At 67.3% G+C, this 15,374-nt stretch carries 14 protein-coding genes; 5 read left to right on the forward strand and 9 right to left on the reverse strand.

The window, feature by feature from the left end:
* Positions 1-156 precede the first annotated feature (156 nt).
* Both ahpC and prpR read right to left on the reverse strand, forming a co-directional pair.
* Positions 157-720, reverse strand: coding sequence for an alkyl hydroperoxide reductase subunit C (gene ahpC, locus BTH42_RS27575; protein ID WP_075304336.1), 564 nt, complete (start codon positions 718-720; stop codon positions 157-159).
* Between the two features lie 148 nt (positions 721-868).
* Positions 869-3,184, reverse strand: coding sequence for a propionate catabolism operon regulatory protein PrpR (gene prpR / locus BTH42_RS27580; protein ID WP_083654942.1), 2,316 nt, complete (start codon positions 3,182-3,184; stop codon positions 869-871).
* 328 nt (positions 3,185-3,512) lie between these two features.
* On the opposite strand from prpR, the gene BTH42_RS27585 reads away from it, so the two are divergent.
* The 3 genes from BTH42_RS27585 (at position 3,513) to BTH42_RS27595 (ending at position 6,623) form a co-directional block, all read left to right on the forward strand.
* Positions 3,513-4,397 carry an oxaloacetate decarboxylase gene (locus tag BTH42_RS27585; RefSeq protein ID WP_075304337.1) on the forward strand — a complete coding sequence of 295 codons (885 nt, stop codon included), beginning with the start codon at positions 3,513-3,515 and terminating at the stop codon, positions 4,395-4,397.
* 297 nt (positions 4,398-4,694) lie between these two features.
* Positions 4,695-6,134: a DHA2 family efflux MFS transporter permease subunit gene (locus tag BTH42_RS27590; RefSeq protein ID WP_075304338.1), complete on the forward strand. Its 1,440-nt coding sequence runs from the start codon at positions 4,695-4,697 to the stop codon at positions 6,132-6,134.
* A gap of 57 nt (positions 6,135-6,191) precedes the next feature.
* Positions 6,192-6,623: a GNAT family N-acetyltransferase gene (locus BTH42_RS27595; RefSeq protein WP_075304339.1), complete on the forward strand. Its 432-nt coding sequence runs from the start codon at positions 6,192-6,194 to the stop codon at positions 6,621-6,623.
* Here BTH42_RS27595 and BTH42_RS27600 read toward each other — a convergent pair.
* Positions 6,614-7,501, reverse strand: coding sequence for a 2OG-Fe(II) oxygenase (locus BTH42_RS27600; protein ID WP_075304340.1), 888 nt, complete (start codon positions 7,499-7,501; stop codon positions 6,614-6,616). The two genes, BTH42_RS27595 and BTH42_RS27600, sit on opposite strands and share 10 nt — an antisense overlap.
* A 96-nt stretch (positions 7,502-7,597) precedes the next feature.
* Positions 7,598-8,089 carry a nuclear transport factor 2 family protein gene (locus tag BTH42_RS27605; RefSeq protein WP_075304341.1) on the reverse strand — a complete coding sequence of 164 codons (492 nt, stop codon included), beginning with the start codon at positions 8,087-8,089 and terminating at the stop codon, positions 7,598-7,600.
* 304 nt (positions 8,090-8,393) lie between these two features.
* On the opposite strand from BTH42_RS27605, the gene BTH42_RS27610 reads away from it, so the two are divergent.
* A complete protein-coding gene (locus BTH42_RS27610; protein WP_256702332.1) occupies positions 8,394-8,864 on the forward strand; it encodes a hypothetical protein in 471 nt (156 codons plus the stop codon).
* A gap of 23 nt (positions 8,865-8,887) precedes the next feature.
* Positions 8,888-10,252: a DUF2325 domain-containing protein gene (locus tag BTH42_RS27615; RefSeq protein WP_075304342.1), complete on the forward strand. Its 1,365-nt coding sequence runs from the start codon at positions 8,888-8,890 to the stop codon at positions 10,250-10,252.
* 29 nt (positions 10,253-10,281) lie between these two features.
* Here BTH42_RS27615 and BTH42_RS27620 read toward each other — a convergent pair whose 3' ends face one another.
* The 5 genes from BTH42_RS27620 to BTH42_RS27640 form a co-directional block, all read right to left on the reverse strand.
* Positions 10,282-10,605 carry a winged helix-turn-helix domain-containing protein gene (locus tag BTH42_RS27620; RefSeq protein WP_075304373.1) on the reverse strand — a complete coding sequence of 108 codons (324 nt, stop codon included), beginning with the start codon at positions 10,603-10,605 and terminating at the stop codon, positions 10,282-10,284.
* Positions 10,606-10,876: 271 nt separating this feature from the next.
* The gene (locus BTH42_RS27625; RefSeq protein WP_075304343.1) at positions 10,877-11,419 is read right to left on the reverse strand and encodes a nitrogen fixation protein NifQ; all 543 of its coding nucleotides are present in this window, start codon (positions 11,417-11,419) and stop codon (positions 10,877-10,879) included.
* 98 nt (positions 11,420-11,517) lie between these two features.
* Positions 11,518-12,975, reverse strand: coding sequence for a nicotinate phosphoribosyltransferase (locus BTH42_RS27630; protein ID WP_372237291.1), 1,458 nt, complete (start codon positions 12,973-12,975; stop codon positions 11,518-11,520).
* Positions 12,976-13,022: 47 nt separating this feature from the next.
* The gene (locus BTH42_RS27635; protein ID WP_075304344.1) at positions 13,023-13,724 is read right to left on the reverse strand and encodes an isoprenylcysteine carboxylmethyltransferase family protein; all 702 of its coding nucleotides are present in this window, start codon (positions 13,722-13,724) and stop codon (positions 13,023-13,025) included.
* A gap of 359 nt (positions 13,725-14,083) precedes the next feature.
* The gene (locus BTH42_RS27640) at positions 14,084-15,298 is read right to left on the reverse strand and encodes an AAA family ATPase (RefSeq protein ID WP_075304345.1); all 1,215 of its coding nucleotides are present in this window, start codon (positions 15,296-15,298) and stop codon (positions 14,084-14,086) included.
* Positions 15,299-15,374: the final 76 nt, after the last annotated feature.

A 15,374-nucleotide genomic window follows, 5' to 3' on the forward strand; every position in this document is an offset into this window, starting at 1 on the left:
GTGACGAGGGGTGGGTGTCCCGGCGCCGCAGGCGTCCGGATAGAACGCGTGGGGCCCGGGGGACGCGCGACACGCCGTATCAGGCGAGCCGCGCGGTGATGCGCCGGGGAGTCCCGGCTTGATGCTGACTACAGATGCAGCGTGTGCTGCGAGACCTTAGATCTTGCCGATCAGGTCGAGCGACGGGGTCAGCGTTTCTGCGCCCGGCGTCCACTTGGCGGGGCACACTTGACCCGGATGCTTAGCGATGTATTGCGCGGCCTGCACCTTGCGCAGCAGTTCGCCGGCGTCACGGCCGATGCCGTTGTCGTGGACTTCGCACAGCTTGATTTCGCCTTCCGGGTTGATCACGAACGTGCCGCGCAGTGCCAGACCTTCTTCTTCGATCAGCACGTCGAAGTTGCGCGAGATTGCGAGCGTCGGGTCAGCCAGCATCGGGTACTGGATCTTCTGGATCGTGTCCGACGTGTCGTGCCATGCCTTGTGCGTGAAGTGCGTATCGGTCGACACGCTGTAGATTTCCACGCCCAGCTTCTTGAATTCTTCGTAACGATCGGCCAGGTCGCCCAGTTCGGTCGGGCACACGAACGTGAAGTCAGCCGGGTAGAACACGAAAACCGACCACTTGCCCTTCAGGCTTTCTTCGGTGACGGTCACGAATTCGCCGTTGAGATATGCCTGCGCCTTGAACGGTTTGACTTGACTGTTGATGATCGGCATTTGCTGATTCCTCTGTGTGAGTGGTTGGGAAGTAGAGCGAGTATGTCAGACTACAATTAATAGGTAAAGCGAATTGTATTAATGAGATTGATAGTCTGGCACTATTTATCTTGCCGGTACAGACTATCGGATCCCATATGGGGGCGTTTCAGCCCTTTAGAAGTCGCCACAGTGTGGTTCGGCCGATCCCGAGCGCACGGCTCGCGGCGGCACGATTGCCGCCCGACTGTTCGAGGGCGCGGAGCGCGTCCTCGCGGGTGGGAGTGCTGCGTGGCAACGAACTGCCCGCGGCGGCTTCAGGCGGCGGGCCGGCAGGTCCAGCCGCTCCGGCCGGTCCTGCGAGTGCGGCCATTGCCGGGCCGAGCCGTCCGAACTCCGGAAACACCGCCTGCCAGTCTGGCAAGGCGGTGACAGGCGAGTTCCCCGCGGCATCATCACTGGAATCGATGGCCGGCTCGTGACCGCTGTCGCCGACGTAGATCGCCGCGCGCGCGAGCAGGTTTTCCAGTTCGCGGACGTTGCCGGGCCAAGCGTACTGCGCGAACAGCGGTTCGAGAAACGCGAGCACCCGTTCGAACGACGCCGCCGGCAGACCGTACTGCGACGCGCTGCGCGCCAGCAGATGCCGCGCGAGCGGCGCAATGTCGGCGCGGCGTTCGCGCAGCGGCGGCAATTTTATCTGAAGCAGGTTCAATCGAAAATATAGATCCGCGCGGAACGCGCCCTGTTCGACCAGCTCCAGCAAGTCGCGGTGAGTCGCCGCGATCACCCGCACGTCGATCGGGGTCGCGCGGCCGGCGCCGAGCTTCATCACCTCGCGCTCCTGCAGCACGCGCAGCAGCCGGCTTTGCAGCGCGGCCGGCATTTCGCCGATCTCGTCGAGAAAGATCGTGCCGGTGTGGGCGATCTCGAACAGCCCCGGCTTGCCGCCGCGTCGCGCGCCGGTGAACGCGCCCTCCTCGTGGCCGAACAGCTCGCTTTCGATCAGCCCCTCCGGCAGCGCCGCGCAGTTGAACGCGACGAACGGGTTGCCGCGCCGCCGGCTCGCATTGTGAATGCCTTGCGCGACCAGTTCCTTGCCGGTGCCGCTCTCGCCGGTGAGCAGCACGGTCGCATCGTGCGCGGCGCCCGCGTGGGCGAGCCGGCGCACCCGCGCAAGCGCCGGCGACGCGCCGATCAGGTCGTCCAGGCGATGGCGCGCGACCAGATGCTTCGGCCGCTGGCTGGTGCGCAACGAGCGCTCGATCCGCTGCGCGACCAGCGCGTCCTGCGCGGTCACGACGAAACCGGCGCGCGCGCCCTGTTCGACGATCGGCACGCAGTTCACGCTCAGCGCGCGGCCGCCGATCTGTTCGATGCGCTCGATGCGTTCGATACGCTCAATCCGCCCGTCGCCCGGCGCGGTCGCCGCGAGGGCTTCACGCAGCAGCGGCGCGAGCGCGCGGGCGACCTGCGCGTGAACGTGGTTGGCGCCGCGGGCTATATCGGATACAAGGCCGTCGCCGCGGGCCGCATTCGGTGCGAGGCCCCTGCCGCGGGTTGCACCGGGGGCGAGGTCATCGCTCGCCATCCCGGATACAAGGCCATCGCCGCGGGCCGGACCGGATGCGAGGCCGTCGCCGCGGGGCGGACCGGATGCAAGGCCGTCGCCGCGGGCCGGACCGGATGCGAGGCCGTCGCCACGGGCCGGGCCGGATGCGAGGCCGTCGCCGCGAGTCGCATCGGGTGCGACGCCCAGCAGTTCGAGCATCGCCGGATTGACCGCTTCGAGCTGGCCCGCGTGGTCGAACGCGGCGACGCCGTCGCGCAGATGCGCGACGATCGTATTGAGCCGTCGCCGCCTCGCCTCCTGCTGGCGGCTCACCCGCGCGAGTTCGACCGAGCGCTCGAACGCCTCCTCGACCGCGCCGAGCGAGTACAGGAACACGCTGTCGATGCCGGCCTGCTGCGCCAGATCACACGCCATCCCCGGCCCGATGATCACACCGCAACCGGCGGCGGCAAGCTGTTCGACCGCGAGCCGCACGTCGTCGGGCGAGCGATACGCGCGCTGGGTCAGCCCGACGTTCAGCCACGGGCCCAGTTCGTCGAGTTCGTGCGCGATCGTCTCGTACAGCACGAGGCCGATGCGCGCGCCGGGCCGGCTGGTGGTCGCGCGGGTGATCGCGTTCAGTACGTCGAAGCCGTTCACCTTGACCATTACGACCGGCACGCTCAGGTGGTCGCGCAGATACGCGCCGTTCGAGCCGGCGGCCAGCACGACGTCGACGGAACCGGCGTCCACGTAGGCCTGTAACGCGGCGACCGCTGCCGCGTAGCCCTCCCGGACCGGAAAAAATCTCGCCTGGCCGGCATAGCGCGGCGCGACGGTCTCGCAAAGCGACTGCAAGCGGCTGATACTGACGAGGGCGACGCCCGGCAGACCGGCGTTCGACTGGGCGACAAAGGGCGTGAAGGTGGACACCGCGGCTCTCCTGGCCAAAAACGGTTCAATCAGTATGGTTTGGCGTGTTCGGTGAAACGGTCCGTGAAACGCTACGCGGTGCGCACGAAACACTGCCACTTCATAGCATGAGCCGTCGCCCCGAACGTTCCGCGAATCGTTCCACGAAACGTTTCGCGAAACACTTCCGCGATTGTCCCACGAACGCCGCGTCCAACAAATAGCTCGCAAGTCCTTGATTGACAAGCCTTACCGCCGCACCGCCGGCGAACCGACCACCAATGGCACGCTTCCTGCAAAATACCGCCCGCGTTTCACACCCCCGATTTCTGTTCTGGAGACCCGCATCATGACCACCACTTCCGCCACCCGCCGCGCCGCGTTCCGCGCCAAGGTCAACCAGCGTCAGGGCCTGCTCGTGCCCGGCGCGTTCAACGCGATGAGCGCGCGCGTGATCGAGGACGCCGGTTTCGAGGCGGTCTACATCACCGGCGCGGGCGTCACCAATATGTCGCTCGGCCTGCCCGACCTCGGCTTCATCGGTCTGGCCGAAGTCGCCGAGCACACCGCGCGGATCCGCGACGCGGTCGCGCTGCCACTGATCGTCGACGCCGACACCGGCTTCGGCAACGCGCTGAACGTGCGCCAGACGGTGCGCGTGCTCGAGCGCAGCGGCGCCGACGTGATCCAGTTCGAAGACCAGGTGATGCCGAAGAAATGCGGCCACTTCTCCGGCAAGGAGGTCGTCGCGACCAGCGAGATGGTCGGCAAGATCCGCGCGGCCGTCGACGCGCGCGAAGACGCGAACCTGCAGATCATGGCGCGCACCGACGCGGCCGCGGTCCACGGGATCGAAGCGGCGATCGAGCGCGGCCATCGCTTCATCGAGGCGGGCGCCGACATTCTGTTTATCGAGGCGACCGAGTCGCTGGCCGACATCGAACGGCTGCCGGCGCTGTTCGACAAGCCGCAGCTGATCAATATCGTGATCGGCGGCAAGACCCCGGTGCAGTCGCGCGACGCGCTCGCCAAGCTCGGCTACGGCATCGTGCTGTATGCGAACGCGGCGCTGCAAGGCGCGGTGCTCGGCATGCAGCGCGCGCTCGGCTCGCTGCAGCAGAACGGCCGGCTCGACGAGGACGCGACGATCGTCGCGCCGTTCAGCGAGCGTCAACGACTGGTCAACAAGCCGCTGTACGACCGGCTCGACAAGCAATACGCGGCGAAGGACTGAGCGGCGGGCGTTAGCGGCACGTCAACGGCCGCTGAACGGCCGGTTCGCCAAAGACTACGTGGCGCGAAACGAGCCCGGCGCCGCACACACCTCCCCGGTGTGTCGCCATTTATTGCGTTACGATTCGGGGCCGGCCCGCGCGCCCGCAGCGCCGGCCCAAACGCAATCGAAAGGTAGTCGCAAACCCATGAGGTCAATCTTCTCGCGCGCCTCGCGCCGGCCCGTCAATACGCCAGCGGCGCGCATTCACGCACACGCCGCGCGCCCCGCTCCATGCCAAACGACGGAGCCCGTCCGATGAGCACCGGCACTCCCCGCAACGCGCACGTCGGCTGGCTGCCGTACATCGTCGCGGCCACCTTCTTCATGGAGTATCTCGACACCACGGTGATCGCCACCGCGCTGCCGCAGATGGCGCACTCGTTCGGCGTCGGCCCGAACAGCCTGAGTCTGGGCATGACCGCGTACATGCTGGCGCTCGCGATCTTCATTCCGGCCAGCGGCTGGGTCGCCGACCGCTGCGGCGCGCGCACCGTGTTCGTCAGCGCGATCGGCGTGTTCACGGTCGCGTCGATCCTGTGCGGGCTGTCGCAGAACGTCACCGAATTCACCGCCGCGCGGCTGTTGCAAGGGATCGGCGGCGCGATGATGGTGCCGGTCGGACGCCTGATCGTGGTCCGCAGCACCGAGAAAGCCCGCATGATGCAGGCCATCTCGACGATCACCTGGCCGGCCATCGCGGCGCCGGTGGTCGGCCCGCCGATCGGCGGCTTCATCACCACCTACGCGTCGTGGCGCTGGATCTTCCTGCTCAACGTGCCGTTCGGCCTCGCGGCGATCGCGGTCGCGCTCGCGATCGTGCCGAACCTGCGCGGCACCGAGCGCAAACCGCTCGACCTCGTCGGTCTGCTGCTGAGCGGCGTCGCGCTGACCGCGATCCTGTACGGCGCCGAACTCGCAAGCCAGCCGGCAACGAACCCGTGGCTCGCCGGCGCGGTCGTGCTCGGCGGTCTGATCGTCGGCGCAATCGCGTTCCTGCACGCGAAGCATCATCCGAATCCGCTGATCGATGTATCGACGCTGAAGGTGCCGACCTTCTCGGTGACCGTGATCACCGGCTCGTTCACGCGGATCGGCATCGGCGCGGTGCCGTATCTGATGCCGCTGCTGTTCCAGGTCGGCTTCGGGCTGTCGGCGTTCCGCTCGGGGTTGCTGCTGCTCGCCAGCGCGCTCGGCAATCTCGGCATGAAGGCGCTGACCACGCGAATCCTGCAACGCTACGGCTTCCGGATGGTGTCGATCATCGACGTGACGGTGGCCGGCGTGTTCATCATCGCGTGCGGGCTGCTGACGCCGAACGTGCCGCTCGCGCTGATCCTGTTCGTGGTGTTCGTGTACGGCGTCGCGCGTTCGATGCAGTTCTCGACGCTCGCCACCCTCGCGTACGCCGACATCCCGCAGCAGCAGATGAGCGGCGCCAGCACGCTGTGGAGCGCGGCCGCGCAGATGACCATTGGTCTGGGCATCGCGTTCGGCGCGGTGTCGCTGCGCATCGCGGCGACCTTCAACGGCGAGACGACCGGCCATGTGTTCACGCTCGACGATTTCCGTCTCGCGTTCCTGTTCGCGGGCGTGCTGACGCTGCTGTCGGTGCTCGGCTATATGGGGCTCGCGCGCAACGCGGGACAGAGCATCGGCGGCGGCTCGCGCGGCGGCGAAACCACCGCGAAGAGCTGAGCCGCTGAGCCAGTCCCGCGCGGAGCAACCGCGCGGCATCCATCACGGAGACACGCGATGCCAGCCAGCGAACTGACGATTTCGACCGACCCCGGCGCGCTCGATCTCGAGATGGTCTATACGTTTCTGTCACAGGAAACCGCGTGGGCGAAAGGGATGCCGCGCGAGACCTTCGAGCGGGCGGTCGCCGGTTCGCTATGTTTTGGCGGCTTTGTCGACGGCGAACAGATCGCGTTCGCCCGCGTGATCACCGATCAGGCGACCTTCGCGTATCTGTGCGACGTGTTCGTGCTGCCCGCGCAGCGCGGCCAGGGCCACGCGTCCGCGCTGATCCGCCAGGTGTTCGCCCACCCTGCACTGCGCGCTCTGCGCAGAATCGTGCTGGTCACCACCGACGCGCACCACGTATATGCGCCGCACGGCTTCACGTCGCTGGCGAATCCCGAGCGGTATATGGAGCTGCATCGGCCGGACGTTTATCAACCGTAAGCGCGCTCGCGCAGCCATTTGGTGAGGATCCATTTGTCGCCGGCGAGGACCGGCGCGCCGCCGTGCAGCGTCAACGGATCCAGCTCGCGCCGGAGGTTCAGGTAGCGGAAGAAGACCGCGCCGCCCGCGCACGCGGCGACCGACAATCCGACCGCCGGAAAAATCGTCGCGCCGCCGTCGATCACATCGTTCAGATAGATCACCAGCGTCGCGACCCGCTGGCCGCCCTGCGCGGTATGCATCGCGCTGCCGGGCTGATCGGGCGCGAAGTAGTCGAAATGCGGGCTGTATTCGCCGCTCCTGCCGTAATGCAGCACCTGCAGGCCCTCGCCGTTTTCGACCGGCCAGTTCGTCAGACTCGCGATGCGCGCCTCGAGCCGCTCGATCAACGCATCTTCGCCGCGCCGATACCAGACGCCCTCGCTGGTGCGGCTGCGGATCACGTCCTCGCTGCCGGTCACCGGATTGACGGTGGTCGAGCGTTGCAGCCGATGCCGCGAGCGTTCGATCAGCTCGCCGCATTCATCGGCCGACAGCAGATCGGCGAACACGACCAGTTGCGGCCGCTCGCAGCGCAGCAGCACGCGCACGTCGCGGTCGTGCGCGCGGATCAGATTGGCGCGCGCGATCGGGGTGTCGTCGTGCTGATATGAGGGTTCGTCATGGTCGTGATGGTCGGCGCGCGCGGCGGGGATCGTCACGGACGCGACTCGCGGCGGGTTGCTGCGGCGCTGGCCGAACGCTTCGTGGACCGCGACGCGGGCCTCGTCGGCGTCGAAGCCCGCCTGCACCATCGCATCGATCAGCGAGACCGGCGTGCAGCCGCGCGCGATATTGCTGCTCAACCACTGTTCCCAGGCGGCATCGACGACTTGCATGGCGCTCCCCGCGGGGCGGCCCGCCGGGATGCGGGCGCGCATGCTTTCCGATCATACGCGCGATAAGCGGCCGGGCCGGCCGCCGCACCCGCGCGTTTAATCGCGATGCAACTGCCCGCGATACATCAGCAAACCGCGCCGCGCCTGCTGCCTGAGCAACCGCCGCACGAACGGCGACCAGCCGAACAGCGCGCCGCGCACGCCCATCGCCTGACGCATCCACAGCCACAGATCGAAGTGATCGCGATGCTCGACGATCAGCCCGTCGCGGAATTTGAATTTCGCATCGATCCGGTTCACCACGTCGCGGCCGGTCTGGCTGAAGCAGTAACGCGCGACCCATTGCGCGCGGCCGGTGCGGTCGTCGGCTTCGATGCCGTCGAAAGTCAGCGAAAAATCCTGCGCGTGCTTGACCAGCATGCGCCACATGTCGCGCGCTTCTTCCCCGACCAGCTCGCCGAAGGCGGGATCGCTGAAGACGACGTCGTCGGCATAGCAGCGGACCATGGTTTCGGCATCGCGCCGCTGGAACGCGTCGTAGAAACGGGCGATCAGTTGGGCGTTCGGGTGGGTGTTGGTATCGCTCATTGAAGTAGTCGTGTGTGGCGGGAGCGCGGTCTCCGGCGCTCCGTAAAAAAGGGCCCGCGCGGCTATGCGGCGGGCATCGCGCACACGATAGCGGAAAACCGCGTCGCCGGGTGAATCCGGACCGATGCGGGGGGCTTCTCCCGCTACCTCGCGACGCTTTCGATCAGACCGCACCGCAACACGCGCACAGTCTTTCGTTATATCCTGTCGGATATTACGGTAGGCTCCGCCGCACGCCGCGGCGCAGCGCTACCGGCCAGTCACGCAGCAGCGGGAGCCATCAGCGGTGCGCAGTCGATCCACCTTGTCAGCTACCGGGCCACGCCCGGCGCACCCTATTTCGTCGGCGATCGTCGCGGTCCGGTCGGCGTCCGAGCGCGGCCGCGCAGAGTCGATTCGCGACGTCGTCGATGCGTATCGGCGTCTGTACGGCAGCGTGCAGCGCTTCGTGATGCTGCTCAGCGGCGAGCTGCTGAGCCTGAAGGCGATCGGCACGTCGGGCTCGCATTCGCTGAACCAGTTGCTGTCGATCCTCGCCGAACAGGCGCGCGGCACCGGCTTCGCGCGGCTGCGCGAACTGAAGGCGACGATCGAGGAAGCGCGGCTCGCGGAGTCGTTGCGCGACACGATCTTTTCCGATGCGTTCAGCAACGACCCGCCCGCGCTGCGCCGCGCTGTCGCCGAACTCGAACGGCTCGACGCCGCGATCGTCGGGCTGTGCGTCGGCCACGTGCTGGAGCAGCACAGCCGGCGCGCCGGCGTTCACCCCGACTGACCCGAACCGGAGCCGAGACCTTCATGCACACGCCCCCGTTTCCCCTTGCCCAGCCGCCGCGTCTGAAGCTATCCGGCGACGAGTTCGCGAACGCCGGCATCCGTCCGCGCGACGCGTGCTGTTCGCCCGTCAACGCGGCGCCGCCGCTCAACGCGAAGCGGCGCGCGCGGCTAGCCGAACTGGACAGTCATCTGCATTGCTCGATCATCGGCACCTGTCTGAGCACGCACGAATTGCGCAAGCTGGTGCCGAAATTCGCGGACCTCGACCGGCGCGACGCGAGCGACCTCGAGATTCACCACACCGCGGTGGAACTCGCGATCGCCGGCGGCCCCGGCGCGAAGGCACTGCACAAACTGCTCGACGAACGTTACGCGGGCGCGATCCGCCGCTTCGACAAAGCCGCCGATGAAACCGAGCTGCTGAACCTCTGGGACGACGCGCTGAAAAACGGCGACATCCCGCCCGCGTACTGGGCACTCGTCACGCATCCGTTCGCGACGATGCCGGTGCGCCAGAAAGCATTCGGCGAGCTGCACATGCTGTCGCATCTGGTCGGCGCGGCCAATCGCGCGGATATCCGCCGGCTGGTCGCGCTGGAACAGGAAAACGCCGAGCTGAAGGAAAAGATCGAGCGGCAGCAGAGCCGCTTGCAGCAGGTGAGCGTCGAGCGCGATGCGTCGATCGCGGCGCTCAACCAGCAGATCGCGCAACTGAATGCGCAGTCCGCGCGCCCGCTGCCCGCCGATGCGGCCGGCCTCGCGACCGAAGTGCAGCAGTTGCGCGAATGGCTCGATACCGCCGATCGACGCGTCGCGCTGCATACGAGCCGTCGCGAAGCGGCCGAGCAGCGCATGCAGCAGGAACAGGAAGCGGCGGCCGCGCTGCGGCGCAGCCGCGATCAGGCGCTCGCGCTGTTGAGGCTGGTGCAAAGCGAATGCGATGCGCTGGAACGCGCGACCGTCGACGCCGCCGATGCCGCCAACACCGCGAACGGCGCGGGCTCACGCCGCGCGAGTCTCGACGGCGTGCAGGGCAAGCGGATCGTCTATGTCGGCGGCCGGCCGGGCTCGAACGCCGCGCTCAAGCGGCTGGTGGAAGCGGCCGGCGGCGAACTGCTCGTGCATGACGGCGGCGTCGAGGATCGCAAGGGCTTGCTGGCGGCCGCGCTGCCGGGCGCGGATCTGGTGGTGTTTCCGGTCGATTGCGTCGATCACGATTCGATGAATACGCTCAAGCGGATCTGCGAGCGTCACTCGATCGACTATCACCCGTTGCGCACCGCGAGCGTCGCGAGTTTCGTCGATCTGATCGCGCGGCTGCATCCGGACCATGTCGCGCAGCTTCGTCAGGCGCCGGCTTCGGCGTTCTGTTTGCGGCACGGTTGAGGACGCTGCGCCGAAGCCGCGCGGCCCGCTTACGAACGGATCAGTTTCAGCAGTTCGGCGAGCGGCTTCGCGCAGCTGCGCCGCGCCTCTTCCTCGACGTCGCGATACAGACGGATGATGGTTTCGCCGACCGGCGTCAGCGTGCAGCCGCCGCCGCTCTGACCGCCCTGCTCCGAATGCGTGGCCGGCGACTTCAGCGAGCGGTTCAGTTCATCGATCAACAGCCACGCGCGCCGGTACGACATGTCCAGGCTGCGGGCCGCCGCCGAGATCGAACCGTATTCGCGCACCGCTTCCAACAGATCGACTTTGCCCGGGCCGAGCGCGACCGCGTCGCCGTTGCGGATACGCATTCTGAAGCGCACTTCGGGATGTGGGACCGCGCTCTTCGAGTTGTTTGATTTCTTCGCGCTATTCGCGTTGGCCGCGCTCGCTGGGCTGTCCGTGCCCTGCTTGTTGTGCGCGCTTTTTGCGCTCGGAGTGCTCGTTGCGCTCGTCAGATTTCTCGTGCGCTTCTGCGCCGGAGCGGTGTCGGGTTTCGCGGGTTTTGCGGTGTCGGCCATGCGCGCAAGCATACACGAACGGTCTTGCCGCGCCACCCGCGGCCAACCGGCGCCGCGCGCGTCAACGTGGCGCCGGAAAGCAGTAGCCGTAATCCTCGCAGCCGGGGCAGCCGGGCGCGGGCCGCGCCGGCAAACCCTGCGAGCGCGCGTACTGAGCGGCGAGAAATTTCTTCCAGCGCAGGTTATCGACGTTCAGCGCGACCAGCGCGGGGAAATAGCGCGTCAGCATCCACGTGACTTCATCGCGGCCCGCGAGGCCGAGATCGCGCCACAGATGATCGGGGCGCAGACATGCGTGGGCGATGATCGTTGCGACGCACTGCGCGTCGGCGGGATCGACCGCGCTGCTGGCGTTCGCCATCAGCAGCGCGCGTAGGCCGGCGACGAAGCCGGCGTGTTGGTCGAGCGTCATTTTCAGTGGCAACGGCTCGCCGCTCGCGCGCTCGAAATGCCGCGCGAGCAGGCCGCGCCATTCGGACTCGTGCAGGCCGAGCAGCGCGAGTTCGCCGCGCGCATCGCGCTCGGCGATCAGTTTCGCGAACAGGCGGGTGTCGGCTTGAGCAACCTGGCCGGCGTGGCCGGCCCGCGCCAGCCACGCGCGCATGCACCCGGCGGTGCGCGGATCGGCAGGTATCTGTAGCGTGAATTCGGACATGGCTAGCTAACGTCACCCGATAAAACGGTCACCCGGTAAAACGTGAATCAACCTTCACCGGCATGTGCGCGAGCGCGCACCTCGGCCAGCGACGTATCGACCAGCAACCGACCCGAATCGAACACCGTCACCAGCGCGTCGTCCCACTCGCCCGCGACCGTGTGTTCGTCCCACACGACCGGCAGCGTCACGGTCCGGTACTCGCCGCTACGGCGATGGCGCAGCAGCGTGAGGCGGCCTTTCATCGAGCGCTTGCCGTGATCGGTGAGCGGATCTTTCGACACGTCGTGCCACGCGTCGCCGAGCCGGATCGCCGAGCACTTCATCGCGAAGCGCTGGGTATCGCGGTTGATCTGCTGCAACAGCGCGCCGCCCATCCCGAACACGATGTTGTCGGCGGCAAAGCCGGCTTCGTCCATCGCGGCGAGAATTTCGACGATTGTTTCCGCGTTCACGCCGTCGCCCTGAATCACCCGCACGTTGTTCAGCACGCGGCGCCCTTTGCTATTGGTTAGCGAACCGAACGATCGGTCGAGCGCGTGCAGCGTCTGCAAGACGATCGTGCGCGGATCGCCGGAGTCCGGGCGAATCACCAGCGTGCCGCCGGAATCGAGCACCGCCTGTTTCAGTTCGCCGCCCCATGCGTCGAGCGCGGCGAACAGATCGTAGGAGTCCGACACGACCGACACGATCGCGCCCGGCTTGCCGAAGCGCTCGATCATGTTGCGGTACGCGTCGACCTCGCGCTCGCGGCCCCATGCGGTGATCGTGCTGTGCTCGGCGGCCGGCACCGAAAACGCGGCCATGCTGTCGTGGTAGTAATGATTCGCGGCCAGCACACCGAGCACGGTATCCGAACCCATGAAGCTGACGAGGTGCGCGGCGCCGCCGATCGCCGCCGACTCCGCGCTCGACACCCCGCGCGCACCGAAATCGTGCAGCTTGAACGGCAGTTGCGTAAGGTCATCGCTGCTTTTCAGCAGATACGCGCGGATCACTTCGCGCAGATGCCAGCTTTGGGTCGCGACGGTGATCGGATACCAGACCCGCAGCAGCATCGTCTCCACATATGACGCGAGCCAGAACACCTGCGGATCGTCGCATTCGACGGTGACCAGTACGTTATGAGTCGGCACCACCGAGCCCTCGGGCACCGCGCGAATCCGCACCGGCAGATAGCCGCCGTATTGATCGAGCACATGGCGCCAGCCCGCTTCGTTGAACGGTTCGCCATGCGCGCCGAAGAACGCGCGGGCCTGCTCGATCATCGCCGCGGTGATCGGCCGGCACAGGTACTCCTTCAGCAGCATCTGCAGTCCGAAGAACAGCGTGCGCTCGTAACGGCCGCCGCGCGATTCGATGTACGAGAACATCGCCGATGCATCGGGCGGGTATTGCAGATAGTGCGAGGCCTTGTACGAATCGGTGTTCAGAACCGGATTGGCCAGGATCGACGCAAGGTCGCTGAAACCCTGCGCTGGTGGGATGGACGATGCTGCGCTCACGTGATTGTCTCGCTGGAATGGACTGACGACGCGGTGCTGCCGCCGCGTCAAAATACGCCCGGAATGACCCGGAACTTCACCTTACTCCGGTACGCGCGGTAGCGCTCGTCGTCGGACAGCAGCTTTTCTTCGCGCAGAATGCGGCCGACCTGCAACGCGAACTGGCAGCCGTACACGATCACGTTCTGGATTCCGAAGTTGACCAGCAGAAAGCCGAGATCGAGCAGGAAATAGCCGAGGTACATCGGATGACGCACGAAACGGTACGCGCCGCCCGACACCACGCCGCGATTGGCCGGCAGGATCCCGAACGATCTGCGCAGCGACGCCTTCGCGAACAGCTCCCAGAAAATGCCGAACAGCTGCAACGCGGCGCCCGCGGCTTCGGGAATCAGTTGAATGCCGGGCGCCAGCCGCACCGCGAGGAAATAGAACGTGCCGCCGATCGCGCAGACGAATGCGAACGGCGTCCAGTCGCGCCGCAGCGGTACACGCGCGAACAGCGACAGCCCCACCGTGACGAACGCGCCGACCACCAGCAGCACCAGCGTGATGCGCGTCGGATCGGCGAGCCAGCGTTTGATCGCCGCATAGGCGAACAGACTGAGCAGCGTCGCCGCGGCCACGCGCGCGAGGATTTCGACCACGGCCTCGCGCAGGTCGAGCGTTTCGAGCGTGCGTGCGGCGGGGGCTGCGGACTGGGGGCGCTGGATGGAGTCTGAGGTGGCGTGGACGGTGCTATCGGGCATGGCAGCCGGGTTCGCTCCGGTTGCGCGGCCCGCGCATTCCGGCTGTCCCGATGAATCGATTCCGCTCATTGAATACTCGCTTCGACCTGCGAATTATTTTTCTACCCGGCGGCCCCGCGCGTGCCCGTTGGTGGGCTCGATGGCGGACCACGCCGGTCTCTCGGTGGTCGGAGCGTAGCAGCCGCGCCGGGCGCTGTCCACAGCGGCGGAGGCGGCAATAGCGGATTCTTTGCGGCAGCAGCTGGAGCGGTCTGCTCGGTCCGAGCGGTCCGAGCAGTCCGAGCAGTCCGAGCAGTCCGAGCAGTCCGAGCAGTCCGAGCGGCAAGCGCGGCTTCGTCGCCGCGGCGAAGCCGCCGCCCTCAAACCCCCGGCTTCAGTTGCGGCGGCAGGTTCGGCCACGTTTCGAGCAGCCGGCCCAGCACGCTCCTGCGGCGTTCGGCGCCGGCCGGCCACAGCATCTTCGCGAGCAGGCCGATGCCCTGCGCGAGCGCGCTGTCGCGCGCCGACGTGACGACCGGCACGCCGCGGCTCAGCGCGTCGTTCACGTGCAGGTCGTCGCGCGGCAACTGATGCGCGACCTTCGCGCCGAGCGTGCGTTCGAGCGTCGGCAGATTGATCTGCGCGTTCTTGTCGTACTGGTTGACGACGACCCGCACCTTGCCGGCCGGATGGCCGAGTTCGCGGAAGATGTCGAGCATGCGGCGCGCGCCGTGCAGATACAGCGGGTTCTGCCGCACCACCATGCAGATCGTGTCGCTGTGGTCGAGCGCGCGGATCGTCAACGGATTGACGCTCTGGCCGATGTCGATCAGCACCGCGTCGTAGCGCTCGCGCACCAGCGTCAGCAGCCGCTCCAGTTGCGCGGGCAGCAGCTCGGCGGCCTTCAGCGGATCGCCGGCGCCGGCCAGCAGATCGAGATTCGCGCGCACGTGCATCGCGCACGCGTCGAACAGCGCCACGTCGAGCTGCTCGTTGCGCGAACACAGGTCGGCGAGCGTCATCGGCGGCGGGCGGTTGGCCATCAACAGGCTCGCGTCGGCGAACTGCTGGCTCAGGTCGATCAGCAGCACGCGCCGCTCGCGCTGCGCGGCGAGCGCGCACGCGAGGTTGACCGCGATCGTCGTCGTGCCGCTGCCGCCCTTGCTCGACGCCAGCGCGACCACCCGGCCGCCGCGCCGCTCGGGCCCGGCCTCGGCGTCGCGGCGCTGCGCGTCGAGTTCGAGCAGCGCGGTGGCGATCGCCAGCGCATCGAGCGGCCAGCCCAGCACGTGCCGCACGCCGACCCGCAGCGCCGCGCCGAGCAGCGCGGTGGACGGCGCCGCCGTGATCAGCATGCAATGGAGCGCGGGCGCGCAGGCCAGGGTTTCCTCGATGCCGTCGAGGCCGCGCGCATTCAGATCGGCGTCGTCGACGATCAGCAGGTCGGCGCCGCGGATCACCCGCGCATGGGTCCGCAGTTGCCGGACCGAGCCGTACGCGGTGCGCAGCCGGTAACGCACGCCGCTGTCTTCGAGACGCTGGACGATGCACTGCGCGTTATCGATGCTGGCGGCAATCAGGAAGATGTCGATCATGGCGAGTCCGCGGCACGCTGAAGTCGTGATGGATGTATTTCTCGAAGGCACTTTCCTGGTCGAATGCTTGTTGGCC

Origin of the sequence: Burkholderia sp. SRS-W-2-2016 (genome assembly GCF_001931485.1) — a bacterium.
In the GTDB taxonomy this organism is placed as follows: Bacteria; Pseudomonadota; Gammaproteobacteria; order Burkholderiales; family Burkholderiaceae; genus Paraburkholderia.